22 protein-coding genes are annotated in these 24,050 nt (G+C 73.5%); 12 read left to right on the top strand and 10 right to left on the bottom strand.

What is annotated here, in order from left to right:
• Positions 1 to 54: 54 nt before the first annotated feature.
• Complete coding sequence (locus ACIBK9_RS33270; protein WP_352322709.1) at positions 55 to 546, top strand: Lrp/AsnC family transcriptional regulator; 492 nt, start codon at positions 55 to 57, stop codon at positions 544 to 546.
• On the opposite strand, the gene ACIBK9_RS33265 is transcribed toward ACIBK9_RS33270, so the two are convergent.
• The 3 genes from ACIBK9_RS33265 to speB are packed head-to-tail and all read right to left on the bottom strand — an operon-like array spanning position 543 to position 3,633.
• Complete coding sequence (locus tag ACIBK9_RS33265) at positions 543 to 1,199, bottom strand: cyclase family protein (RefSeq protein ID WP_397162596.1); 657 nt, start codon at positions 1,197 to 1,199, stop codon at positions 543 to 545. The two genes, ACIBK9_RS33270 and ACIBK9_RS33265, sit on opposite strands and share 4 nt — an antisense overlap.
• Positions 1,199 to 2,704 (bottom strand): purine-cytosine permease family protein, encoded by a 1,506-nt coding sequence (locus ACIBK9_RS33260; protein WP_397162566.1) that lies wholly within the window; start codon positions 2,702 to 2,704, stop codon positions 1,199 to 1,201. Before ACIBK9_RS33260 ends, ACIBK9_RS33265 begins: the two co-directional genes overlap by 1 nt.
• On the bottom strand, positions 2,701 to 3,633 hold the full coding sequence (gene speB, locus ACIBK9_RS33255) for an agmatinase (protein ID WP_358283807.1): 933 nt from the start codon (positions 3,631 to 3,633) through the stop codon (positions 2,701 to 2,703). The genes ACIBK9_RS33260 and speB overlap by 4 nt, the downstream gene beginning before the upstream one ends.
• Positions 3,634 to 3,703: 70 nt before the next feature.
• Between speB and ACIBK9_RS33250 the strand changes: the two genes are divergently transcribed.
• Entirely contained in the window at positions 3,704 to 5,158 is a 1,455-nt protein-coding gene (locus ACIBK9_RS33250; RefSeq protein WP_397162565.1) for a PucR family transcriptional regulator, read from the top strand.
• Positions 5,159 to 5,168: 10 nt separating this feature from the next.
• Here the strand turns inward: ACIBK9_RS33250 and ACIBK9_RS33245 are convergent, their stop codons facing one another.
• Genes ACIBK9_RS33245 through ACIBK9_RS33230 form a run of 4 tightly spaced genes read right to left on the bottom strand, consistent with a single transcriptional unit; the run spans position 5,169 to position 11,039 of the window.
• Entirely contained in the window at positions 5,169 to 7,895 is a 2,727-nt protein-coding gene (locus ACIBK9_RS33245) for an alpha-mannosidase (protein WP_397162564.1), read from the bottom strand.
• Complete coding sequence (locus ACIBK9_RS33240; protein ID WP_397162563.1) at positions 7,886 to 8,974, bottom strand: Gfo/Idh/MocA family protein; 1,089 nt, start codon at positions 8,972 to 8,974, stop codon at positions 7,886 to 7,888. The genes ACIBK9_RS33245 and ACIBK9_RS33240 overlap by 10 nt, the downstream gene beginning before the upstream one ends.
• Positions 8,971 to 9,870: a TIM barrel protein gene (locus tag ACIBK9_RS33235; protein ID WP_364324380.1), complete on the bottom strand. Its 900-nt coding sequence runs from the start codon at positions 9,868 to 9,870 to the stop codon at positions 8,971 to 8,973. The genes ACIBK9_RS33240 and ACIBK9_RS33235 overlap by 4 nt, the downstream gene beginning before the upstream one ends.
• The gene (locus ACIBK9_RS33230) at positions 9,861 to 11,039 is read right to left on the bottom strand and encodes a CehA/McbA family metallohydrolase (RefSeq protein WP_397162562.1); all 1,179 of its coding nucleotides are present in this window, start codon (positions 11,037 to 11,039) and stop codon (positions 9,861 to 9,863) included. The genes ACIBK9_RS33235 and ACIBK9_RS33230 overlap by 10 nt, the downstream gene beginning before the upstream one ends.
• A 225-nt stretch (positions 11,040 to 11,264) precedes the next feature.
• On the opposite strand from ACIBK9_RS33230, the gene iolC reads away from it, so the two are divergent.
• The 5 genes from iolC (at position 11,265) to ACIBK9_RS33205 (ending at position 16,877) form a co-directional block, all read left to right on the top strand.
• Positions 11,265 to 12,203: a 5-dehydro-2-deoxygluconokinase gene (iolC, locus tag ACIBK9_RS33225; protein ID WP_387667613.1), complete on the top strand. Its 939-nt coding sequence runs from the start codon at positions 11,265 to 11,267 to the stop codon at positions 12,201 to 12,203.
• Positions 12,200 to 13,105 carry a deoxyribose-phosphate aldolase gene (locus ACIBK9_RS33220; RefSeq protein WP_358283793.1) on the top strand — a complete coding sequence of 302 codons (906 nt, stop codon included), beginning with the start codon at positions 12,200 to 12,202 and terminating at the stop codon, positions 13,103 to 13,105. Before iolC ends, ACIBK9_RS33220 begins: the two co-directional genes overlap by 4 nt.
• A complete protein-coding gene (iolB, locus tag ACIBK9_RS33215) occupies positions 13,102 to 13,941 on the top strand; it encodes a 5-deoxy-glucuronate isomerase (RefSeq protein WP_387667616.1) in 840 nt (279 codons plus the stop codon). Before ACIBK9_RS33220 ends, iolB begins: the two co-directional genes overlap by 4 nt.
• Positions 13,938 to 15,773, top strand: coding sequence for a 3D-(3,5/4)-trihydroxycyclohexane-1,2-dione acylhydrolase (decyclizing) (gene iolD / locus ACIBK9_RS33210; protein WP_397162561.1), 1,836 nt, complete (start codon positions 13,938 to 13,940; stop codon positions 15,771 to 15,773). The genes iolB and iolD overlap by 4 nt, the downstream gene beginning before the upstream one ends.
• A gap of 99 nt (positions 15,774 to 15,872) precedes the next feature.
• Entirely contained in the window at positions 15,873 to 16,877 is a 1,005-nt protein-coding gene (locus ACIBK9_RS33205; protein ID WP_397162560.1) for an AI-2E family transporter, read from the top strand.
• Here the strand turns inward: ACIBK9_RS33205 and ACIBK9_RS33200 are convergent.
• Entirely contained in the window at positions 16,858 to 17,454 is a 597-nt protein-coding gene (locus ACIBK9_RS33200) for a PadR family transcriptional regulator (RefSeq protein ID WP_397162559.1), read from the bottom strand. The genes ACIBK9_RS33205 and ACIBK9_RS33200 overlap by 20 nt on opposite strands.
• A 65-nt stretch (positions 17,455 to 17,519) precedes the next feature.
• Between ACIBK9_RS33200 and ACIBK9_RS33195 the strand changes: the two genes are divergently transcribed.
• The gene (locus ACIBK9_RS33195) at positions 17,520 to 19,091 is read left to right on the top strand and encodes an FAD-dependent monooxygenase (RefSeq protein WP_397162558.1); all 1,572 of its coding nucleotides are present in this window, start codon (positions 17,520 to 17,522) and stop codon (positions 19,089 to 19,091) included.
• 3 nt (positions 19,092 to 19,094) lie between these two features.
• Positions 19,095 to 19,742, top strand: a complete 648-nt coding sequence (locus ACIBK9_RS33190; RefSeq protein WP_387667630.1) for an HAD family hydrolase — start codon at positions 19,095 to 19,097, stop codon at positions 19,740 to 19,742.
• Positions 19,743 to 19,771: 29 nt separating this feature from the next.
• On the opposite strand, the gene ACIBK9_RS33185 is transcribed toward ACIBK9_RS33190, so the two are convergent.
• Positions 19,772 to 20,272: a DivIVA domain-containing protein gene (locus ACIBK9_RS33185; protein WP_358283780.1), complete on the bottom strand. Its 501-nt coding sequence runs from the start codon at positions 20,270 to 20,272 to the stop codon at positions 19,772 to 19,774.
• Positions 20,273 to 20,444: 172 nt separating this feature from the next.
• On the opposite strand from ACIBK9_RS33185, the gene ACIBK9_RS33180 reads away from it, so the two are divergent.
• The 3 genes from ACIBK9_RS33180 (at position 20,445) to ACIBK9_RS33170 (ending at position 22,797) form a co-directional block, all read left to right on the top strand.
• Positions 20,445 to 21,308, top strand: coding sequence for an ATP-binding cassette domain-containing protein (locus ACIBK9_RS33180; protein WP_397162557.1), 864 nt, complete (start codon positions 20,445 to 20,447; stop codon positions 21,306 to 21,308).
• A 78-nt stretch (positions 21,309 to 21,386) separates the two neighbouring features.
• Complete coding sequence (locus tag ACIBK9_RS33175; protein WP_397162556.1) at positions 21,387 to 22,058, top strand: hypothetical protein; 672 nt, start codon at positions 21,387 to 21,389, stop codon at positions 22,056 to 22,058.
• Between the two features lie 31 nt (positions 22,059 to 22,089).
• Positions 22,090 to 22,797, top strand: coding sequence for an SGNH/GDSL hydrolase family protein (locus tag ACIBK9_RS33170; protein ID WP_397162555.1), 708 nt, complete (start codon positions 22,090 to 22,092; stop codon positions 22,795 to 22,797).
• Between the two features lie 86 nt (positions 22,798 to 22,883).
• Here ACIBK9_RS33170 and rlmN read toward each other — a convergent pair whose 3' ends face one another.
• Entirely contained in the window at positions 22,884 to 23,984 is a 1,101-nt protein-coding gene (rlmN, locus tag ACIBK9_RS33165; RefSeq protein ID WP_352350343.1) for a 23S rRNA (adenine(2503)-C(2))-methyltransferase RlmN, read from the bottom strand.
• Positions 23,985 to 24,050: the final 66 nt, after the last annotated feature.

Here is a 24,050-nt window from a genome sequence, read left to right as displayed (position 1 = left end):
CAATCGAGCGGGAACGCCCCCGTAACGCCGGACCGCTAGGAGGATTCCTCTGACATGACGACGCCGCCCCGCGTACGACGAAACAACGCCAGTTCCGGGCCCGTCGTGCTCGACGATCTCTCCAAGCAGATCATCGAGCAGCTCCAGTCAGACGGGCGCATGCCCTACGCGGCGATCGGCAAGGCCGTCGGGCTCTCCGAGGCCGCGGTCCGCCAGCGCGTCCAGCGGTTGCAGGACGCCGGGGTGATGCAGATCGTCGCGGTCACCGACCCCCTCACCCTCGGCTTCCCCCGCCAGGCGATGATCGGGGTCAACTGCGAGGGCGACCTGGAGTCGGTGGCCGACGAGCTGTCGGCCATCGAGGAGATCGACTACGTGGTGCTCACGGCGGGCTCCTTCGATGTGATCGTCGAGGTGGTCTGCGAGGGCGACGGGCACCTGCTGGAGATCCTCAGCAAGATCCGCGCCATCCCCGCCGTCCGGGCCACGGAGTCGTTCGTGTACCTGAAGCTGCGCAAGCAGTCGTACTCCTGGGGCACGCGCTAACCGATCCGCGCCACGGCCCGCACGGGCGCGCCGTCGGCGCCGTCCAGCCGCAGCGGCATCATCCAGACCTCGATCGGCCGCCCCCTGGCCTGGGCGTCCAGCAGCCGGTCGAGGCCGGTGAGGTTCTCGGCGATCACGGCGTGCGCCCCGCACAGGACGCGGTGGGCGGGGAAGTCGTCGGCCGGCGTCGGATCGACGCTCAGCGCGTCGATGCCGACCGTGCGCACGCCCCGCTCGACCAGCAGCGTGGCGGCCTCCTCGGTGAGGAAGGGGTGGGCCTGGTAGGACTCGCCGCCCCAGTGGGCCGACCAGCCGGTCGCGACCAGCACGATCGGCGCGTCGCCGCCGGACGGCCAGGCCGGGCCGTCGAGCAGCCCGGCCCCGATCGGCGACCGGGGCGCGAGCCCCCGGGCGTCGGCCACCACGGCCGGCCCGGCGAAGCGGGACAGCGGCAGGTCGCCGAGCGCCGGCAGCGCGTCGTCGATGTGGAAGGGGGCGTCGACGTGGGTGCCCGACTGCGAGCCGAGGTGCAGGCCCAGCACGTTGACGCCGTCGCGGGGGCCGGTGAGCGCGGGGACGACCGAGACCTCGGGATCGCCCGGGTAGACCGGCATCCCGGTCTCGACGGGCACCGACAGGTCGACGAGTTCCATCACGCCATCGATTCTGCCGCGTCCACGATGGGCAGGATCGGCGTGTCGGCCGAGCGCACCAGGAGCGGGCCCTGCGGGCCGTACACCTCGCGCGGTTCGGGGAAGAGCGCGAGCAGCGTCAGGTAGAGCACGGCCGCGACCGCGAGGCCCAGCGGCAGCGAGACGTCCACGCCGCCGGCCAGGTCGCCCAGCGGCCCGACGAACTGGCCCGGCAGGTTCACGAACATCAGCGCCACGGCGGCCGCGAGCAGCCACGCGGTGAGGCCGCGCCAGTTCCAGCCGTGGGTGAACCAGTACCGCCCGCCGCGCTGCCGCCGGTTGAAGACCTGCAGGGCGTCGGGGTCGTACCAGCCCCTGCGGGTCACGTAGCCGAGCATCATGATCACCATCCAGGGCGCGGTGCAGGTGATGATCAGCGTGGCGAACGTGGAGATGCTGGCCGTCAGGTTCGCCGCGAAGCGCCCGACGAAGATGAACACGATCGACAGGGTGCCGATGAAGACGGTCGCCTGCACCCGGGAGAAGCGCGGGAACACGCTGGAGAAGTCGAGCCCGGTCCCGTACAGGGAGGTGGTGCCGGTGGACATGCCGCCGATCAGCGCGATCAGGCAGACCGGGACGAAGTACCAGGCCGGCGAGATCGCCAGCAGCCCGCCCACGTAGTTGGGCGCGGCCGGGTCGACGTACTCGGCGGCCTTGGCGGCGATGATCGAGGCGGTGGCCAGCCCGAAGAAGAACGGCAGGATGGTGGCGAGCTGCGACAGGAAGGCCGCCGCCATCACGCGGGAGCGCGGGGTCGAGGCCGGGATGTAGCGGGACCAGTCGCCCAGGAAGGCGCCGAAGGACACGGGGTTCGACAACACGATCAGCGCCGCGCCGATGAACGACGGCCAGAACAGCGGGTCGCCGGCCGCCAGCGTCCCGGGGTAGGACGGGTCGAAGTCCCCGGCGAAGGCGAACAGCCCGAGCACGAACAGCAGCGACGCCGCCGCGACCGCGATCTTGTTGACGAACAGCATGAAGCGGAAGCCGTACACGCAGACCACGAGGACGAGCAGGGCGAAGACGGCGTAGGCCACACCGTAGGACAGGTCGGTGTCGGGCAGGCCGACGAGCCGGTGCGCGCCGCCCACCAGCGCGTCGCCCGACGACCACACCGAGATCGAGAAGAACGCGATGGCGGTCAGCAGCGACAGGAACGAGCCGACCACCCGGCCGTGCACGCCCAGGTGGGCCGAGGAGGAGACGGCGTTGTTGGTGCCGTTGAGCGGCCCGAACAGCGACAGCGGGGCCAGGATCAGCGCCCCGACCACCAGGCCGAGCACGGTGGCCGCGAGCCCCTGCCAGAACGACAGGCCGAACAGGATGGGGAAGGCGCCCAGCACGCAGGTGGCGAACGTGTTCGCGCCCCCGAAGGCGACCCGGAACAGGTCGAACGGCCCGGCGGTGCGGTCGGCGTCGGGGATGCGCTCGACGCCGTAGGTCTCGATCTCGGTGATGCTCATGTCTTCTCCTGCATCGCCAGCAGGCTGACGAGGTCGTAGGCCACGTGGGAGGCGGCGACCGAGGTGATCTCGGCGTGGTCGTAGGCCGGGGCCACCTCGACCACGTCGGCCCCGATCAGGCGGCAGCCGGCCAGACCGCGGAGAATCTCCAGCAGCTCCCGGCTGGTGAGCCCGCCGGCCTCCGGCGTGCCGGTGCCGGGGGCGTGGGCGGGGTCGAGCACGTCGATGTCGACGGAGACGTAGAGCGGGCGGTCGCCGACGCGCTGCCGCAGCACGTCGATGACCTCGTCCAGGCCGCGGCGGAGCACGTCGGCGGCGGTCAGGATGCCGAAGCCGAGCCGCCGGTCGTCCTCCAGGTCCTTCTTGCCGTACAGCGGGCCCCGGATGCCGACGTGGCTGAGCGCCTCGGTGTCGAGGATGCCCTCCTCGACCGCCCGGCGGAAGGGGGTGCCGTGGGTGTACTCGGCGCCGAAGTAGGTGTCCCAGGTGTCGAGGTGCGCGTCGAAGTGCAGCAGCGCCACGGGGCCGTGCTTCCTGGCCGCCGAGCGCAGCAGCGGCAGCGCGATCGTGTGGTCGCCGCCGATGGTGACCAGCCGGGCGTCCAGCTCGTCGGCCGCGGCCTCGATGGTCTCGACGGCCTCGCCGATGTCGAACGGGTTCGCCGCGATGTCACCGGCGTCGGCGACCTGGACGCGCTCGAACGGCGAGACGTCCAGCCCCGGATGGTAGGGCCGCAGCAACCGGCTGGCCTCCCGTACGGCGGCGGGGCCGAACCGGGCGCCCGGACGGTAGGACACGCCCGCGTCGAAGGGCACGCCCACGACGGCCACGTCCGCCCGCTCGACCTGGTCGAGCCGGGGCAGCCGGGCGAAGGTGGCGGGCCCGGCGAAACGCGGGACCCGAGAGGAGTCGACGGGACCGATGTGCATGTTCGTCAGTGTTCGTCACGCTTCTGACCTGCGGCAATTGTTACTCCCACAAAGTAATACGGTGTGTGTTGTGGCTGACCACAAGCTGACGGTCGAAGACCTTCTCCGCTCCCCCGCCCTCCAGCTCCGCGTGCTCGCCGGCGAGGCCGGGCTGTCCCGCTCGGTCTCGTGGGCGCACGTCAGCGAGCTGGCCGACCCGACGCCCTGGCTGCTCGGCGCCGAGGTCATCATGACGACCGGTCTCGGCCTGCCGCGCTCGGCCGCCCGGCAGCGCGCCTACCTCGAACGCCTCGACGACGCGGGGGTCTCGGCGCTCGCCCTGTCGGCCCAGTTGCACGTCCCGCCGCTGCACCGGGCGTTCTTCGAGGCCGCCGAGGAGCGCGGCATGCCGGTGCTGGAGGTGCCGCTCGCGGTGCCGTTCATCGCCGTCTCGCAGGAGGTGGCGGCGGCGCTCCAGGAGGACGCCAGCCACCGGCTGGGCGCCCAGCTCCAGGTGTTCGGCGCGCTGCGCTGGCTGGCCGCCGAGGACCTCGACACCGTCACCCTGTTCAAGCGCCTGGAACGGCTGTCCGGCTACGACGTCTACCTGTGCACCCCGCAGGGCCGGCCGTTGCTGCCCGGCGTGCCGGTGCCGGCGCTCGACGTCCTGCCCGCCGAGCCCGACGCGCCGCCCACGATCCCGGGCGGCTTCGCGCTGCCGGTGCCGGCGCCCGGCGGCCCCGCCGGGTTCCTGGTGGCCTTCGAGCGGGAGGGCGCGCGGCCCGCCGGGCTGGCGGTGGTCCAGCACATCGCCACCGTGGCCGCCCTCCAGGTCGCCATGGCCAGGCACGAGCGCGAGACCCTGCGCAGAGAAGGTGCCGAGACGCTGGCCGAGCTGCTCCAGGACGTGCTCGACCCGCCCGCGGCCCGGCGCCGGCTGGCCAGGATGGGCCTGCCCCTGGAGACCGGGTCGGTGCTGCTCGTCGTGCGGCACGCGCCCGACGACGCGCTGCGCCGGGCGGTGGGCGAGCTGCCGCACCTGCTGCTGCGCCGCGGCGACGACCACTACCTGCTGGGGCCGCCCGAGCTGGGGCCGACGGTGGCCGCCGTGCCCGGGGTCAGCGCGGGCGTGAGCCGGCCGTTCCCGCCGGGCGAGTCGTTGCGGGTCGCCCAGCGCGAGGCCGTGTGGGCGGCCGCGCACGCCGCCGAGTCGGGCAAGGCGCTGGTCCACTACGGCGACGACACCACCGGCCGCTGGCTGCCCGACGACCCCTCCACGCTGTCGGCCCTGGTCGACCACGTGCTGGGCGAGGTGCTGGCCTACGACGAGGCCCACGACTCGCGGCTGCTGCTGTCGGTGCGGACGTGGATGGAGCGCAACCGCCACGTCGAGGACGCGGCGGCGGCGTTGCACGTCCACCCCAACACGCTGGCCTACCGGCTGCGCCGGTTCGCCGCGCTGAGCGGGCGGGACCTGTCGTCCAGCGCGGCGTTCGCGGAGGTCTGGCTGGCCGTGCGCGCGGCCCGCCAGCTCGGACTCTGCTAGGGCTGCGGGGTCAGCGGAGCTGGACGGTGGCGATCTCCCACGGCCTCAGCGGCAGCCTGAGCGTGCCGTCCGCCGTCTCCAGCGTCTCGCCGGGGCCGCCGGTCAGGCCGGCCCGCCGGGCCCGGGTGAAGTCGCCCCGCACCACGGCCTCGGTGCCGGACGCGGTGAGCGCCACCAGGCGCAGTTCCTGCCAGTCGTCGCGGCGGCGCAGCGAGCTCATCGTCACGCCCTGACCGGACACCGACAACCCGTGCGCCGCCGGCGGCGGGGTCAGCTCGCGATCGCCGCCGCCCGGCACCACCAGCAGGTCGTGCCGGTACAGCTCCGCCTGCGGCGGCACGTCCCGCCAGTCCAGGTACGGCATCAGCGCCAGCGACACGGTGTGCGGCCCGCGTGACTGCGCGGCGGGGGTGGGCAGTTGCGGACCGGCGGGCTCGGGGCGCAGCCTGTTGTGGTTGCGCGACAGGTAGCCGACCGAGCGCAGCAGCGTGAGCGCCAGCTCGTAGCCGTCGTCCAGCAGCTCGTACTCGGTGACGTGCTCCAGCAGCGCGGCGACGCCGCCGGCGGCCACCCAGCCGGAGGCGGGGAAGGTGGGCAGCGGGGTCTCGCCGCAGCCGCCCTCGGCTTCGAGCTCCCGCCGCACGATCGCGAACTGCCCCTCGGCCAGCGAATGGTCGGCCCGCCTCGGCAGCGGCACGTGGAAGCGCACCCGGTGGTCCGCGCACCGGTTGTCGAACGACACCCGCAGCCGGACGAACGGCTCGCCCGCCCGCAGCTCGACCCGCATGGTGACCACGACGTCCTCGGTCGCGCCGGTACGCGCGGGCGGCGGCAGCTCCGGCGTGTTCGGGACGGGCTCGCCCGCCGCCGGCCACAGGTAGACCCGGGTGATCTCCACGGCGGCGACGAGCGGGCCGCCTTCGATGATCTCCGTGTCGATCGAGATCGGCTCGGACACGACCAGGTCGTCGGCGGGGGGCGCGTGGTTGTAGGTGTCGCCGGAGTCGCCGCCGTCCTCGATGCGGCCCACGCCGGTGATCGTCCGGCCGTCCTCGCCGAACAGGCCGAGGGTGCCGTCGGGCTCGATCTCGACCCGCAGCAGCCCGTTGTCCAGCACCGTGGAGCTGGCCTTGATGGGCAGGACCCCGGTGTCGGAGGAGAGCCAGCAGTCCTGGTGGTGGCCGTTGTTGCGGATCTCCGCCCGCGGAGCGGGGTGCGTGGGCTCGGGCGGGCCGGGGCGCAGGCTCGTGTGGCCGAGCGCGGGCACCTCGACGAAGGCGGCGACCGTGGACCGGGGCTCGGCCTCGACCCGGACCCAGGTCACGCCGTCGAGCGCGCGGCGCAGCTCGGCCTGGTCGAACGGCCCGCGCGGCTCCCTGCCCACGGTGATGAGGAGGATGTCGTCGAACACCTGCCAGTCGATGATGTGCTGGCCGTACAGCTCGGTGCCGTGCACGAAGCCCAGCACGGTGAGGGGGTCGATGCGCTCGTCCAGCAGCAGCACGGGCGCGGAGTCCAGGGGCTGGGTGGGCACCGGCGCGCCGGAGGGATCCACCAGGGGCCCGCTGCCGCCGGCCACGTCGGCGATCACCACGCCGCTGCGCACGGCCGGCGTCGGGTTGACGACGAGCACGCCGTCGGCCGGCACCGCCGCCGCCAGCCGCGTGGTCACCATGTCGCGGACGGCCTGCCCGAGCTGCTCGGCCTCGGCGATGCGGGCGGCGACCTGCTGGGCGGTCTCGTCCACGCCGCAGCCGGTGACCGAGTCGTGGCCGCTGGCCTCCACCAGCCGCCGCCAGGCCATGTCGAGGAACCGGCCGGGCCACGGGCCGCCCCAGAGCGTGGCCAGGGGCTCGGCGTAGCGCTCGACCATGCGCTCGGCCCGGCCCATGGCCTGCTTGACGGCGACGCGGGCGGAGATGACGCCGGGCAGGATGTTGGCGCGGGCGTGCGAGCGCAGCTCGCCGACGACCTGCGGCAGCCCCGCGGTATCACCCGAAAATTTCTCGATATATCCAGACAAGGTGTCCATGCGGGCGCCGACGGCCGCCACCATCTCCGGCAACCCGCGCACCGGAGCCGAGTGGTCGGCGCCGTACATGGCCAGCAGCTCGCCCTGCGGGCCGTGCCAGGCGCGCATGGTGGCGACGAACTCCGCCGCCCGCTCCTCCAGCCCCTTGACGTCGGAGAACAGGTGGGCGCCGTTGCCGTAGCCGCCCTCGGGCAGGTACTGGGTGCGGATCGCGGTGCCGTCGGGGGCCACCCAGGCGAAGGCGTCGGTCGTCACCGACGACGGCACTCCGCGGTAGACGCAGGCGTGCTCAAGCCCGGCCTGCCGCAGGATCTGCGGCATCTGGGCGGTGTGACCGAACATGTCCGGCAGGTAGCCCACCCGCATCGCGCCGCCGAGCGCGTCCGCACCGGCCAGCCCGAGTTCGAGGTTGCGCACGATGTTCTCGCCCGAGCACAGGAACTCGTCGAGCAGGATCTGCCACGGCCCCACCGCCAGCCGCCCGGACTCGACGAGCGCCGCGACGCGGTCCCGGTTCTCCGGGCGCACCTCCAGGTAGTCGTCCACGCAGGCGAGCTGGCCGTCGAGGGTGAAGTGGTAGGCGGGCTCGCGTTCCATGGTGTCGAGCACCTCGTCGAGGAGGTCCACCAGCCGCAGCCTGAAGCGCTGGAAGGGCTCGTACCACTCCCTGTCCCAATGCGTGTGCGGTACGACCACTATGTCCATGCCGCCGCCTCCCCTCCGATGGGCAGCCGATGCTGGACGGCGTAGCGGGCGGCGATCCGCTGAGCCGTCACGATGTCCTCCAGTGCGCCGGCCGCGTCGGTGAGCGGCGGGCTGCCATCGTTCACATAAGCATGGAAGGCCGTCAGTTGTACCTCGAACGCCTCGGTCACCTGGCGGTGTTCGGCGCGGGTCTCGGCCCCGGAGACCACGGTGAGGGTGGTGGGCGCGTTCATCAGGTAGGGCGTGGGGAAGACCAGCTCCAGCGTGCCCCCGTCGTGGTGGATCGCGACGGTCTCGCGGTAGGCGGGGTAGCCGTCCAGGTAGTGCCAGCGGATGTGGAACCGGCCCGCCACGGGCAGCGGCCCGGAGATCTCCACGGAACCGGGCGCCGGCCCCCAGCTGTCCACGTACGTGATCTCCCGCGGCGCTCCGGTGAAGCGCCGCAGCAGCGACAGGTCGTGGCAGATCGAGCCCAGGGAGACCGCGTACACGTTGCGCAGCGACTCCGGGGCGGCCTGGCCCAGCGCCCGGGAGACGAGCGCGTCCTCGGCCTCGCGCAACGAGCCGAGCACGCCGGGATCGACGTCGCCGGCCCGCGCCAGGTTCGCGAACGCGAGCTGCGACTCCCCGCTGGGATGCAGCACGGTCACCTCGACCGACCGGACGGCCGCCGGGCCGCCCAGCTCCTCCAGCAGCGCGACGGCCCGGCGCACGGCCGGGTCGTACTGCTTCATGTAGCCGACCATCAGCCGCCCCGCGGGCAGCGCGGCCACCTCCGCCCTGGTCAGCGCGAGCGGCTTCTCGCACAGCACGGCGTACCCGGCGGCCAGCGCCCGGCGCACGGTCTCGCCGTGGGAGCCCGAGGCCAGCACCACCACGGCCTCGAAACCGCCGTCGGCCAGCATCTTCGCCAGGGAGGTGTAGCGCCGGGGCGCGCCCAGCCGGTCGCCGACGACGTCGGCCAGCGTGCGCGACAGGTCGCAGACGGCGCTCACCTCGAACAGGTCCCGCCGCCTGGACAGCAGCGGCACGTAGACCGCCTGGGTGACGGCCCCGCACCCGACCAGCGCGATCCTCACAGGCCCAGCTCCCTCAGCCGCTCGCGGTTGGCGGCCTGGTCGGCGATGTTCCGCCCGACCGGGCGGCGGCCCGGCATCGTGTCCTGCTCGACCACGATCCAGCCCTCGTAGCCGATGGCGTCGAGCGCCGCCACGACCGCGGGCAGGTCGAGCTCGCCGTCGCCCAGGCGGGTGAAGCCGCCCCTGGCCATCAGCTCGCGCAGGTCGGCGCCGTCGTCCAGGGCGGCGGCCAGGATCCTGGTGTCGCCGTCCTTGACGTGCACGTGCCCGACGCGGCCGGCCCACGCGCGCAGCGCCGCGACCGGGTCCCCGCCGGCCAGCAGCAGGTGACCGGTGTCCAGGCAGAGCTGGACGTCGGTCAGCTCCAGAAGGCGCTCGACGTCGTCGGGGGTCTCGACGTAGGTGCCGAGGTGGTGGTGGAAGGCGGGTTCCAGGCCGCGTTCGCGGCAGCGGTCGGCGGCCTCCTGGACGCGGGCGGCGTACCCGGGCCAGTCGGCGGCGGGCAGCCCGGGGACGCTGCCGCCGGGCCTGGCGAACCTCTCGGGCGAGCCCGAGCAGGCCAGCGTGGGCCGGGGCGCGAAGAGGGCGGGCGCCTGCGGCGCGGCGGCGAACACGTCGAGCGCGGCCTCCAGCGCGGGCAGCCCCCGCCGGTACGCCTCGGCGTCGCCGTACCGCAGGTCGACCCAGCCGCCGGCGAGCAGCAGGCCGTGCGCCGACAGCCGGGCGGCCAGGTCGGCGCCGGTGCCGAGGTAGCCGATGGGCCCGGAGTCGATGCCCGCGTAACCGGCCTCGGCCAGCGCGCGGACCATCTCGTCGGGGCCCAGGGGCGGCGGCGCGTCGCTGAGCTCGAACACGCCGAAGCTCACCGGCGCGTTCGCGACTCTCCTCACTCGCATAGGGCGATCACCTCGTTCTCGTAGGTCTCCAGGCGGTGGCGTCCCTCGGCCGCGGGAAGCAGCGCCCGCTCGCCGCGTACGACCTGGCGGGCGCCTCCGGGGCGGACCAGCACCAGGCCGTCGGCGTCGAGCGCGAGCAGCTCGTCGCCCAGCCGGAGCAGCAGCGGCGCGTCCGGCCCCGCCGAGACCGCGGTGCGCCCGGCGCGCACGCCGTCGAGCACCGCGCCCGGCTCCTCGGCCAGCACCCACGTGGTCGGCGCGCCCGGCAGGCCGTCGCTGCCGTGCCGGTGGAAGTCGCTGCCGCCGATCGCCACCACGTCGTCGCGCCAGGCGTCGGCCCAGGCCAGTGGCGCGCCCCAGCGGCGGTCCCACCACCCGGAGCTCCACACCTCGGCCACCCTCGGGCGTTCGCCGACCGGCAGCAGCCAGGCGCAGTCGCCGCCCAGCGGGTGGTTGATCGAGATCAGGCCGCCGGCGCGCCCGGCGTGCTCGGTCCAGGAGCCCGCGGGCCGCCGGAAGTCCACCCAGCCGACCTCGCCGAACACGTTGGCGTGGCCGCGGTCGGTGGTGACCTCCTGGCCGGGGATGAGCGTGACGCCGCGGTCGGTCGCGCGCAGCCAGGGGTGGTGGCTGACGGTGTTGTGGTCGGTGACCGCCAGGAAGTCCAGGCCCCGGCCGCGGGCCAGCTCGGCCAGCTCGGCAATGGTGAGCGCGCCGTCGCTGTGGACGGTGTGCGCGTGGAAGTCGCCGGCGAACCAGCGCAGCCCGCCGACGTCGGGCACGTCCCGGCGCGGCGGCCGTTCGCCGGGCGGCGGCTCGGCGGCGACCGGCTCCGGCGGGGCCGTGCGCGCGGCCGAGATCTCCAGGGTGAAGTCGAGGCCCTGCGGCGGCACGCGGTGCAGCCCGAGCCACACGTGCCAGGCGCCGGGCTCGGGAACGCCGGGCAGGTAGCCGGGGGTGGCCCAGTCGCGGGCGATCGTGAACTCCGAGCGCGCCCCTCCCGACCAGCCGCGGAAGCCGCCGGGCGAGCCGCAGCCGAGGTCGAGCACGCCCTGCGACCGGTCGTAGTCGAGCCGCACGGTGACGGACTCCGACCCGGCGGGCACCTCGAAGGGGACCTCGCGCAACGACCGCTCCAGCCGGTCGTCGAGGCTCCAGTGGCCTTTCACGCCGGTCCGCCCTTGCCTGAGGCGGGGCGGAAGGAGAGCTTGGTGGTGTGCTGTTCGTGATGGACGCCGTTGGGGACGAACATGAGCGAACCTCCTCACCGCCCGACACTACAGAAGTGAGGTGACGGGGGCCCGTCCTGAAGGATCATCAACAACATAGCGGACATCCTTATGTCATGACAATATGCCATAGTGTCGAGGTAGGGTGCGTCCTCTGGAGGTGCGTTGTACGACCTGATCACGATCGGCCGCTGCGGCGTCGACGTCTATCCGCTGCAGACCGGCGTCGGGCTGGCCGACGTCGAGACCTTCGGCAAGTTCCTCGGCGGCAGCCCGACCAACGTCGCCGTCGCGGCGGCACGTCACGGGCTGCGCTCGGCGGTGATCACCGCGGTGGGCGCCGACCCCTTCGGCGCGTACGTCCGACGGGCCATCCGCGACTTCGGCGTGGACGACGCCTACGTGAGCGTCATCGAGGGCCCGGCCACCCCGGTCACGTTCTGCGAGATCTTCCCGCCCGACCACTTCCCCATCTGGTTCTACCGCGGCGAGCACCCGCCCGACCTGCGCCTCACCCCCGGCCACCTCGACCTCGACGCCATCCGCGCGACCGGCCTGTTCTGGTTCTCCCTCACCGGCCTGAGCAAGGAGCCGAGCCGCGCGGCGCACGCCGCCGCCCTGTCGGCCCGCACCTCCGGCTGGACCGTGTTCGACCTCGACCACCGTCCGGCGCTGTGGGAGTCGCGTGCGGCCGCCCGCGCGGCGGCGCGCGAGGCGCTGCCGCACGCGAACGTGGCCGTCGGCAACCTGGACGAGGTGGAGACCGCCGTGGGCGTGCGCGAGCCGGAGGCGGCGGCGCAGGCGCTGCTCGACGCCGGGGTCGAGGTGGCGATCGTCAAGATGGGCCCGGCCGGGGTGCTGGCCCGCACCGCCACCGAGACCGTCGTGGCCGAGCCGGTCGAGGTGAAGGTGGTCAACGGCATCGGGGCCGGCGACGCGTTCGGCGGCGCCGTCTGCCTCGGGCTGCTGCGCGGCTGGCCGCTGGAGCGCACGATCCGCTTCGCGGGCGCCGCCGGCGCGTTCGTGGCCGCCCGGCTGGCCTGCGCCGACGCCATGCCCACCACCGACGAGGTGCACGAGCTGCTGAACGAGGTGCCCACGTGAGCGACCTCACGCTGCCCAGGACCGCCCGCTACGAGTGGCTCACGCGGATCCGCGCGACCCGCCCCGAGGAGATCGCCGCGGCCGCCGCGCGCCGGCAGCGCCGCCGGATGCCGGGGCCGGACGAGCGGCTGCTGATCATCGCCGCCGACCATCCGGCCAGGGGAGCCTTGTCCGTACGCGACCGCCCGCTGGCCATGGGCAGCCGCCACGACCTGCTCGACCGCCTCCAGGCGGCCCTGGCCCGGCCCGGCGTGGACGGCATCCTCGCCTCCCCCGACGTCCTGGAGGACCTGCTGCTGCTGGGCGCGCTGGAGGGCAAGCTGGCCTTCGGCTCGATGAACCGGGGCGGCCTGCAGGGCTCGGTGTTCGAGCTGGACGACCGTTTCACCGGCTTCGACCCCGAGGCCATCGACACGATGCGCCTCGACGGCGGCAAGATGTTGTGCCGCATCGACCCCGGCGACCACGCGACGGCCGCCACCCTGGAGTCGTGCGCGCACGCGGTGACCGGCCTGGCCCGCAGGCGGCTGGTGGCCATGGTGGAGCCGTTCTGGGCGGCGCGCTCGGAGTCCGGCGTGCTGCGCAACGACCTGTCCCCCGACGCCGTGATCCGCTCGATCAGCGTCGCCCAGGCGCTCGGCGCCACCTCGGCCCACACCTGGCTGAAGATCCCCGTGGTGGCCGAGATGGACCGGGTGATGGCCGCGACCACGCTGCCCACCCTGCTCCTCGGCGGCGACCCGCCCGACATCGGCACGGCCTACGCCGACTGGCACCGCGCGCTGGCCCTGCCCGGCGTGCTCGGCCTGGTCGTCGGCCGCGCCCTGCTCTACCCATCCGACGACGACGTGGCGACGGCGGTGGACGGCGCCGCCGCCCTGGTACGAGAGGCACACGCATGACCTACCTGCCCTACGGCAAGGCCGCCGACGGCCCCTGGTCGGTGGAGATCACCCCCTCGCTGGCCGGCTGGACCTACTCCGGGCTGCGCGTGGCGGACCTGACCGGCACGCCGCTGTCGTTCGGCACCGGAGAGGAGGAGATGATCGTCCTTCCGCTGTCGGGGTCGTGCACGGTCGAGGTCGGCGGTGAGACGTTCGTGCTGGCCGGGCGCGGGTCGGTGTTCGACGGGCCGAGCGACTTCGCGTACCTGCCGATCGGCGTCCAGGTCACGTTGAGCGGCGGCGGGCGCGTCGCGCTGCCGTCGGCCCGCGCGACCCGGTCGCTGCCGCCGCGGCACGTGCCCGCCTCCCGGGTGCCGGTGGAGATCAGGGGCGCGGGGCAGGCCAGCCGGCAGGTGAACAACTTCTGCGCCCCCGGCGTCTTCGACTGCGACAAGCTCATGGCCGTCGAGGTGCTGACCCCGGGCGGCAACTGGTCGTCCTACCCGCCGCACAAGCACGACACCCCCAACCCGGGCGAGGCCGTGCTGGAGGAGGTCTACTACTTCGAGGTCGCCGGCGACGGGCCCGGCTACCAGCGCGTCTACTCCTCCGAGCGGGGGCAGGTCGACACGCTGGCCGAGGTCTCCTCCGGCGACGTCGTCCTGGTGCCCTACGGCTACCACGGGCCGTCCATGGCCGCCCCGGGCTACGACCTGTACTACCTCAACGTGCTGGCGGGGCCGGCGGAGGAGCGTTCGATGGCGTTCTGCGACGATCCCCGTCACGCCTGGATCCGCTCGTCCTGGTCGGGCCAGGACGTCGACCCGAGACTGCCGTTCGGAGGGCACGCATGACCCGGTTGACCGTCGCGCAGGCCGTCGTGCGCTTCCTGGCCGCCCAGTGGAGCGAGCGCGACGGCGAGGAGCGCCGCTTCTTCGGCGGCTGCTTCGGCATCTTCGGCCACGGCAACGTCGCCGGGCTCGGCCAGGCCCTGGCCACCTCGGGCGACGACCTGCCCTACTACCTGGCCCGCAACGAGCAGGCCATGGTGCACACGGCCGCCGCCTACGCCCGGGCCGCCGACCGGCTGGCCACGCTGGCCTGCACGACGTCGATCGGCCCCGGCGCGACCAACATGATCACCGGCGCGGCCGGCGCGACGATCAACCGGCTGCCCGTGCTGCTGCTGCCCGGCGACGTCTTCTCCACCCGTGCCGCCAACCCGGTGCTCCAGGAGCTGGAGGACCCGCGTTCGTACGACATCTCGGTCAACGACTGCTTCAAGCCGGTCTCGCGGTACTGGGACCGGATCAACCGGCCGGAACAGCTCCCGTCCGCGCTGACGGCGGCCATGCGGGTGCTCACCGACCCGGTCGAGACCGGCGCGGTGACGTTGGCCCTGCCGCAGGACGTGCAGGCCGAGGCGTACGACTGGCCCGAGGAGCTGTTCGCCCGCCGGGTGTGGCACGTGCCGCGCCCGCGCCCCGAACGCGCCGCGCTGGCCAGGGCGGCCGCGGTGATCAGGTCGGCGGCCCGCCCGCTGATCGTCTCGGGCGGCGGGACGATCTACAGCCGGGCCACCGCCGAACTGGCCGCCTTCGCCGAGGCGCACGGCATCCCGGTCGCCGAGACCCAGGCCGGCAAGGGGTCGCTGCCGCACGGCCATCCGCTGGCGGTGGGCGCGGTGGGCGCGACCGGCACCACCGCCGCCAACACGCTGGCCCGCGAGGCCGACGTGATCATCGGGGTCGGCACCCGCTACAGCGACTTCACCACGGCTTCGAGGTCGCTCTTCGCCGCGGACGCCAGGTTCGTCAACGTCAACGTCGCCGCCTTCGACGCCGCCAAGCTGTCGGGGCTGCACCTGGTCGCCGACGCCCGCGAATGCCTGACCGACCTGGTCTCGGCCGTCGCCGGCCGGCGCTCCGACGACGCCTGGACGGCCAGGGCCGCCGCGCTCTCCCGGGACTGGGACGCGCAGGTGGACCGGGCGTACGCGCTCGACGGCTCCCCTCTGTCGCAGGCGGCGATCATCGGCGCCGTGAACGCGGCCGCGGGCCCGGACGGCGTCGTGGTGTGCGCGGCCGGTTCCATGCCGGGCGACCTGCACAAGCTGTGGCGGCCGAGCGGCCCCGGCGGTTACCACGTCGAGTACGGCAACTCCTGCATGGGCTACGAGATCGCGGGCGGCGTCGGCGTCAAGCTGGCCGCGCCGGAGCGCGAGGTGTTCGTCCTGGTGGGCGACGGGTCGTACCTGATGATGGCGCAGGAGCTGGTCACCGCGGTCGCCGAGGGCGTCAAGCTGGTCGTCGTCCTGGTGGACAACTCGGGCTTCGCCTCCATCGGGCGGCTGTCGGAGAGCGTGGGCGCGCGCCGCCTGGGCACGTCCTACCGCTCCCGCACGGGCGGCCCGCTGCCGGTGGACCTGGCCGCCAACGCCGCCAGCCTGGGCGCGGCCGTGCTGCGTCCGGAGTCGCTCGCCGACCTGCGCAAGGCCCTGGAGGAGGCGCGCTCGTCCGGCGAGACGACCGTCGTGCACGTGCGCACCGACCCCATGGCCGACGACGTCCCCTCCTCGCAGGCGTGGTGGGACGTGCCCGTGGCCGAGGTGGGCGCGCCGGCCGAGCGGGCGGCGTACGAGGAGGCCAAGCGGTCGCAGCGCGCGCACCTGAGCCCGCCGTCCTGACCAGGGTCGCCCTCGATCGCCTGAGCCCGCCGTCCTGACCAGGGTTGCCCTCGATCACCGCCGGGAAGGCCACTGACCAGGCACGATCGGGGGTTGGGCATGAGGCCGTGGCGGGTGCTGGGGTGGATCGCGATCATCGCGGTCGCCTTCTTCTGCCTCTATCACCTGCGCACGGTCGTCATGTCCGTGATCATCGGCGTCTTCCTCACGGCGCTGCTGCACCCGCCGGCCCGCTGGCTCACCGCCCGCGGGCTCGGCCCGGCGCTGGCCACCACGATCGTCTTCGTCGGCGGCCTGCTGCTGGCCGGCGCGCTGATCGCGCTGCTGGTGCCGCCCACGGTGGACAGCCTGAGCGAGATGCGCACCAGCCTGGGCAAGGCGTTCGGCGACCTGCACGGCCTGGCCGCCCGGTTCGGGCTCGACGACCAGCGGCTGCTCGCCCAGGCCAGGGACTACGTCTCCAAGCAGGGCAGGCAGATCACCAGCGGCGCCATCGCCGGGGTCAGGACGGCCGGCGAGATCGTCGTCGGCGCGGTGCTCGCGGTCATCCTGTCGGTGTACTTCGTGCACGGCGGCGAGCGGCTGTTCGCCTGGATCGTCGATCTGATGCCCGACGCGGCGAGAACGCGCTGCCACGACACCGGCGTGCTGATCTTCGGGGTGATCGGGCGCTACATCCGCGGCGTGGCGATCGTGGGCGTGGTCGACGGCTTCTTCATCGGGCTCGCCCTGTGGATCCTCGGCGTGCCGATCGCGCTGCCGCTGGCCGTGCTGACGTTCGTGGGGGCGTTCCTGCCGGTGGTGGGGGCGTTCATGGCCGGGCTGCTGGCGGCGGTGGTGGCGCTCGTGGCCAAGGGGTGGCTGGTGGCGCTGATCGTGGTCGCGGTGACGGTGGCGGTGCAGCAGCTCGAAGGGCACGTGCTGGCGCCGCAGGTCTACGGCAAGGCGCTCGACCTGCCGGGAGCGGTCATCCTGATCGCGATCACGGTGGGCAGTGTGATCGCGGGCATCACCGGGGCGTTCCTGGCCGCGCCGGTGACCTCGGTGCTCGTCGCGCTGCTGCGGCGGCCGCGCCCGCACCTGATCACTCCCGGGCCGAGCTGACCGCCTCCAGCTCCTCGCGCGACCACTGGATGCGGCCTTCCCGCAGGTCGGCGATGACGGCGCGGAGCCAGCGGGCCTCGGCCGCCGTCACCTCGCGCAGGTACTCGGACTCCAGCATCGTGATGCGCGGCAGGTCCTGCTCGGCCGACAGGCTCGACTCCAGCTCGGCCAGCGTCTGCTCCACGGCCGCCGCCCGCCGCTCCAGCGCGTCGGCCAGCACGCCGGGCGGGAGCAGCATCGCGTTGGACAGCGCGGCAGGGAACTGCGGGAACTCCTGTTTGGGACGGCTGAGCATGTCGTCGAGCCACACGTCGAGCCGCTCGCGCCCGGCGTCGGTGAGCTCGTAGACCGTGCGCTCCGGGTACTGCTGGTCGCGGCCGGTCTCCCTGATCCTGAGCAGCCCGGCCTCTCCCAGCCGCTCGATCGTGCGGTAGAGCCCGGCCCGCTGGCCGACGTTGACGACCTGGTCCTTGCCCCACTGCTTGAGCAGGCGCTGCATGCCGTACGCGTGCAGAGGCCGGGACCGCAGCAGGGCCAGCACGGTGAGGGCGAGCGGCGAGCCGCGGTCGAGAGCCATGGCCCTCATCATAGCCGCACAGCAACTAGTTGACTTGAGACTAGTTGCAGTGCAACTATCTCCCCATGACCACAGCAGACCGCCCTGAGGGCGTCATGACCGAGATTCCCGTGCTGATCGTCGGCGGCGGCTACGCCGGGCTCACCTCCGCCCTGTTCCTGTCCCACCACGGGGTGCCCTGCGTGCTCGTCGACCGCCACCCCGGCGTGTCGCTCCTGGGCAGGGCGCGCGGCATCACCCCGCGCACGATGGAGATCTACCGGCCGCTCGGCCTGGAGCAGGCCGTCAAGGAGGCCGGGCGGCCCTTCGACGAGGAAGGGGGCGTGGCCCGCTGCGAGACGCTGGCCGGCGAATGGCAGTGGCTCTTCGAGGGCGGCTCCTCCCGGGCGATGCCCGAGCTCACCTCGGGCGAGTACGGCATGGCCGACCAGAGCACGGTCGAGCCGATCCTCGCCGAGGCCGCCCGTGCCCGGGGCGCCGACCTGCGCTTCGACACCATATGCAGGTCGATCGAGCCCGACGCGGACGGCGTCACGGTGGTGACCGAGGACGCCCGCACCGGCGAGCGCCGGACCCTGCGCGCCCGCTACCTGATCGCCGCCGACGGCTACCGCGGCACGATCAGGGAGCGGCTGGGCATCGCCCGCGAAGGGCTCGGCGTCCTGCGCGCCTACCAGTCCTTCGTCTTCAGGGCCGACCTGTCGGAGCTGGTCACCAAGCGGGCGCTGTTCTGGATCCTCGGGGCGCCCGGCGGGACGGCCTCGGGCGCGATGGTCTCCCACGCGCTGCCGGGCCATTGGGGCATGGCCCTGACGTACGACCCCGCCGCCGAGTCGCCGGCCGACTTCACCGACGAGCGGCTGGTCGCCTCGGCCAAGGAGCTGATCGGCCGCGACCTGCCCGTGGAGATCGTCAGCAGGGCCGCGTGGGAGGAGGCGGTGGGCGTCGCCACGCGCTACCGCGAGGGACGGGTCTTCCTGGTCGGCGACGCGGCGCACGTCTGGCCGCCGGCCGGCGGGCTGGGCGCCAACTCGGCCGTCCAGGACACCCACAACCTGGCCTGGAAGCTGGCCGCCGTGCTGGCCGGCCGGGCCTCCGACGCGCTGCTCGACACCTACGAGGCCGAGCGCCGCCCGGTGGCCCTGGAGCTGGCCGACCTGACCGTGCGCAGCCAGGCGGCCAGGTTCGGCCCCAACCCCGAGGACGACCCGCTGGACCACGTCGCGGCGATCCTGGGACAGCGGTACCGCTCGTCGGCCATGGTCGGCGCCACCCACGAGACGGTGCTCGGCGACCCGGCGGCCCAGGGCGCCCGTCCCGGCACCCGCGCCCCGCACCTCTGGCTCGACCGGGACGGCGAGCGCATCGGCGTCCACGACCTGTTCCACGACGCCTTCGTCCTGCTGTGCGGCCCCGGCGGCGCGGACTGGGCGCGGGCCGCCGGGCCCGGCGTGCGGGTGCACCAGGTGGGCGGTGACGTGCTCGACGTCGAGGACGTCTGGGCCGAACGCTACGGCGACGCCACCGCCGTCCTGGTCCGCCCCGACGGCTACGTGGCCTGGCGGGCCGAAGGACCGGCGGTCGAGGGCGAGGTCGGCCGGGCGCTCGACCAGGTGCTCGGAAGGGTCATCATGTGACCTATGCGATGGATCACGTTCGACTGTTTCGGCACCCTCGTCGACTGGCGGCACGGCATCGGCACCAGCCTTGAGCTGATCGCGCCCGGCAGGGGGGATGAGCTGCTGACGGCGTACCTGCGGCACGAGAGCGCGGTCGAGGCCGAGACGCCACGGGCCCGCTACCGGGACGTCATGGCCGAGGCGCTGCGCCGCGCCTGCGCCGAGACCGGAGTCCCGCTGAACGACGACGACGCCTCGGTGCTGGCCGCCACGCTGCCCTACTGGCCGGTGTACGCCGAGGTCGGGGCGGAGCTGTCGGCCCTGCGCGCGGCGGGCCGGCGGCTGGCGCTGCTGACCAACTGCGACCGCGACCTGATCGCCCAGACGCTGCGGCGGCTGCCCGTGCCGTTCGACGCGGTGGTGACCGCCGAGGACGCCGGGGCCTACAAGCCGGACGAGGCGCACTTCGAGCACTTCAGCAGGACCTACGAGCCGGCCGAGTGGGTGCACGTGGCGCAGAGCCACTTCCACGACATGATCCCGGCCGAGCGGCTGGGCGTGCGCCGGGTGTGGATCAACCGGCACGGCGAGCGGCCCGCCGGGCCCGAAGTCGTCCGGGTGGTCCTGCCCGACCTCCGCGGCCTGCTCGCGGCCGTCGAACGGGCCTGACGGCGGCGCCGGGGCCGCACCGCGGCGGCCTAGCGGGGTTTCTCCAGGATCTCGGCGACGCCTTCGAGGAAGGAGTCGACGTCGGCGATCAGGTAGCCGGCGCGCAGCAGCACGGTCGAGAAGCGGGCCTCGCGCACCTCCTGGGCGGTCACCGCGAACTCGGTCGTGCCGCGCAGGGTGGCCACGATGCGGTCGAGGAAGGCGTCGACCTCGTCCTCGTTGTAGCCGGTGCCCATGCGGCCGGGGCGGAAGGCCACCCGTTCGACGCGGGCCGCCTGGGTCTCGAACCACTCCTCGCGCAGCAGCTCCCCGGTGGGCTCGGCCATGGCCAGCCGTACCGGGCGCTTGGCCTGGGTCTCCAGGGCCACGACGAACGCCTCCAGCGCGAAGTCCACCGCGGTCTCGTGGTAGCCGCCGCGTTTGGCGCGGAAGGTCGCGGTGCGGACCTCGTCGGCGGTGACGGGCTCGACCGTGTGCGGGCCTCTGCCCAGGGTCGACTCGATGCGCGCGATCAGGGCGTCGACTTCCACGGGGTCATAGCCTGAACGCATACCCATGACGCGCGGAAAGCGGTTCAAGCCCACTCCTCCTGAGATGTGCCGGGGCTTCTCCATTGTGAGGCCCTTCATCACGGTCAGGCCCTTTATAGCGGTGAGGCCCTTTATCACGGCCCTGCGCCCTGACATATACCGTTACAGCACCATGCGACTGTTACAGGTCTCTTTTCGCTACCGAAGACGTCAGCCCTTCGTCCTCGAAGAGGCCGAAGCGCAGCTCGCGCCGGGCGACGCGATCGAGCTGACCGGGGCCAACGGGGCGGGGAAGTCCACGCTGCTGCGGCTCCTCGCGGGGCTCGCGCGGCCGACGCGGGGCCACATCACCGACCGTCCCGGCGTCGTGGGCTTCGCCCCCGACCGCTTCCCGACGGCCCAACCGTTCACGGTGACGTCCTACCTGACGCACATGGCGTCCGTACGGGGCGGCGCCCGGTGGCGGCCCTGGGCCGAACGCCTGAACATGGGCCACCTTCTCCGCCTGCCGCTCGGCGAGCTGTCCAAGGGCAGCGCGCACAAGGTCGGCCTGGTCCAGGCCCTGATGGCCGACCCCGGCCTGCTGATCCTGGACGAGCCCTTCGCCGGCCTGGACGCCGACGCCCGCGAGATGCTGCCCGCCATCGTCACCGAGGTCGCCGGGCGCGGGGGCATCGTCGTCGCCAGCGACCACCAGGGCGGCCTGCGCGGCCTCCCCGGGCTGCGCTCATGGTCGCTCGTGGACGGCCACCTCAAGGAGGCCACCCCTGCGGCCCCTGGGCCTTCCGCGGCCCCGATCTCCGCCACCCCCGTCGCCCCTGAGCCCCCCGCGGCCCGGATCTCCGCCGCCGCTGTGGCCCAGGTGGCCCCGGCGGCCTCTGCGTCCCCTCCGACTCACGCTCCGGAACGCCCGCTGACCACCGTGGCGGTCACCCTGCCCGCCGACGAGCTCCCGCTCTTCCTGACCAGGATGCGCGACCAGGGCTACCGAACCTCCACCCTCGACCACCCCCACACCCCCGAGGAGCCCGGATGACCGCCCTGGCCGCCGTCCGCCTGACCGAGGAGTGCCGGTGACCGCCCTGGCCGTCTTCCGCTCGCCTGAGGAGTGCCGGTGATCGCTCTGGCCGTCTTCCGGTTGGCCGCCTATGTGCGGTCGCACCGGGTCCATCAGGCGCTCCTGCTCACCCTCGCCATGCTCGCGATCGTCTACGGCAGCCGCGCGCCCAAGGGCACGGAGGCCGCCGTGCTGGCCGACGGCGCCGTCCTGATCATCCCCATCCTCGCCTGGGCCACGCGGAGCCTCCTGGACACCGAGCCCGACCGGCAGCGCGAGCTGTCGGCGGTCACCGCGGGCGGGCGCGGCAAGGAGGTGGCCGCGGGGCTCGTGGCGAGCCTGGTTGCCTGCGCCGCGCTGGCCGCCGTCGGCCTCGCGTGGGCCGTCCTGCTCGGCCTGAGCGAGCGCCCCGGCCGGGACGTGCTCGGCGCGGCCCTCGTCCTGCACGCCCTGGCCGTGCTCGCCGGGACGGCGCTCGGCGCGCTCACCAGCCGGGCCGTGCTGCGCTCCCCCGCGGTCTCGATCATGTCGCTGGTGCTCGGCTACCTGGTGATGCTGCTGCTCAGCGCGTCCCCCGCGTACTGGCTGACGGTTCCGCTGGTGGTCTGGATGCGTACGGCCGGCGCCGGCGAGCTGCTCGACCAGCTGCCCCAACTGTCCGCGATCTCCCTGGTGTGGTGCCTGGCGGGACTCGCCCTGTATGCCTGGAGGCGCCGTAGGGTAGGTTAGTAAGCGTTCACTCACCCCTGAGGAGGCAACGGTGAAGGTGATCTGCCTGGGTGACAGCATCACCCGCGGACAAGTGAGCGTCGACTATGTGGCCATGCTGCGCGACCGGCTGCCCGGCGAGACGGTGATCAACGCGGGCGTCAACTACGAGCCGTCGTCCGAGCTGCTCAAGCGTCTCGACGACGTCGTACGGCAGGATCCGGATGTGGTGACCGTGCTCATCGGCACCAACGACGCCAACGCCACGTTGAGCGAGAAGCGGGCCAGGGCCCTGCGCAAGCGCTGGAAGCTCGCCGAGACCCCCACGCCCGCCGCGTACGCCGCCAACCTGACGGCCATCGCCGCCCGCCTGCAGAACGAGACCATGGCCCGCGTGGCGCTGCTGTCCCCGCCGGTCATCGGCGAGGACCTGGACTCGGTCCCGGTGCGCCGCACCCAGGAGTTCGCCGAGATCGTCAGGACGGTCGCCGCCGAGCAGGGCGTGACCTACCTGCCGCTCAACGAGCGCATGACCGCCGACCTGGAGGGCACCTCGCCCCGCACCCACTACCGTCCCGAGAGCAACCAGGCGCAGACCGCCGCGATGCAGCACTTCCTGCTCGGCCGCAGCCTGGACGCCATCTCCAGCAGCCGCGGCCTGCGGCTCACCACCGACACCGTGCACCTCAACAGCCGGGGCGCGGCCATGATCGCGGACCTGATCGAGACCTTCGCCGCCCGCTCGCCCGCCACAAGATAGGCCGGCCGCCCTGTTCGGCGGCCGCCGGTCGGGGCCGGTCACTTGCTCGAAGAGGGCCGGCTACCACCCGCTCGGGCCGGGGCCGGTTACTCGGCCGCGGCGAGCTGGCCGCAGGCGCCGTCGATCTCGCGGCCCCTGGTGTCGCGCACGGTCACCGGCACCCCGTGGAACTCCAGCCGGCGCACGAACGCCCGCTCGTCCTCCGGCCGGGAGGCCGTCCACTTGGAGCCGGGCGTGGGGTTGAGCGGGATCAGGTTGACGTGCACGAGCTTGTTCCTGACCAGCTTGCCGAGCAGGTCGGCCCGCCACTCCTGGTCGTTGACGTCCTTGATCAGGGCGTACTCGATGGAGATGCGGCGCTTGGTCTTGGCCGCGTACGACCAGGCCGCGTCGAGGACCTCGGCCACCTTCCAGCGCGTGTTGATCGGGACGAGCGTGTCGCGCAGCTCGTCGTCGGGCGCGTGCAGCGACAGCGCGAGCGTGACCGGCAGCCCCTCGTCGGCGAGCTTGCCGATGGCGGGCACCAGCCCCACGGTGGAGACCGTGACCCCGCGCGCGGAGATGCCGAGACCGTGCGGCGCGGGCTCGACCATGCGGCGCACGGCGCCGATCACCTGCTTGTAGTTGGCCAGCGGCTCGCCCATGCCCATGAAGACGATGTTGCTCACCCGGCCGGGACCGCCCGGCACCTCGCCCGCCGCCAGCGCACGGGCGCCGGAGACCACCTGCTCGACGATCTCGGCGGTGGACATGTTCCGGGTCAGGCCCGCCTGTCCGGTGGCGCAGAACGGGCAGTTCATGCCACAACCGGCCTGCGACGACACGCACATCGTGACCCGCTCGGGATAGCGCATGAGCACCGACTCGACCAGCGCGCCGTCGAACAGGCGCCACAGGGTCTTGCGGGTCGTGCCGCCGTCGGTGGTCAGCTCCTTGACCGGCGTGAGCAGCGTCGGCAGCAGCGCCGACAGCTTGTCGCGGGCCGCCGCGGACAGATCGGTCATCTCGGCGACGTCGGCGGTGTGGCGCTCGAAGTAGTGGCGCGAGAGCTGGTCGGCGCGGAACGCCTTCTCCCCCAGCTCGGTGACCGCGGCCCGGCGCTCGGCCATGGACAGGTCCGCCAGGTGCCGCGCGGGCTTGGCCCGTCGCGGTGCGACGAAGGTGAGCTGGCCTGGCTGCTGGGACACGTTCCTGCCTTTGCTTGGGGGACTTCCGGGACTCTGCTTGGGACTTCCGGGATTTCTCACCGGCCA

Origin of the sequence: Nonomuraea sp. NPDC050227 (genome assembly GCF_044459705.1) — a bacterium.
In the GTDB taxonomy this organism is placed as follows: domain Bacteria; phylum Actinomycetota; class Actinomycetes; order Streptosporangiales; family Streptosporangiaceae; genus Nonomuraea.
This window is presented reverse-complemented; position numbering and strand designations above follow the sequence as displayed.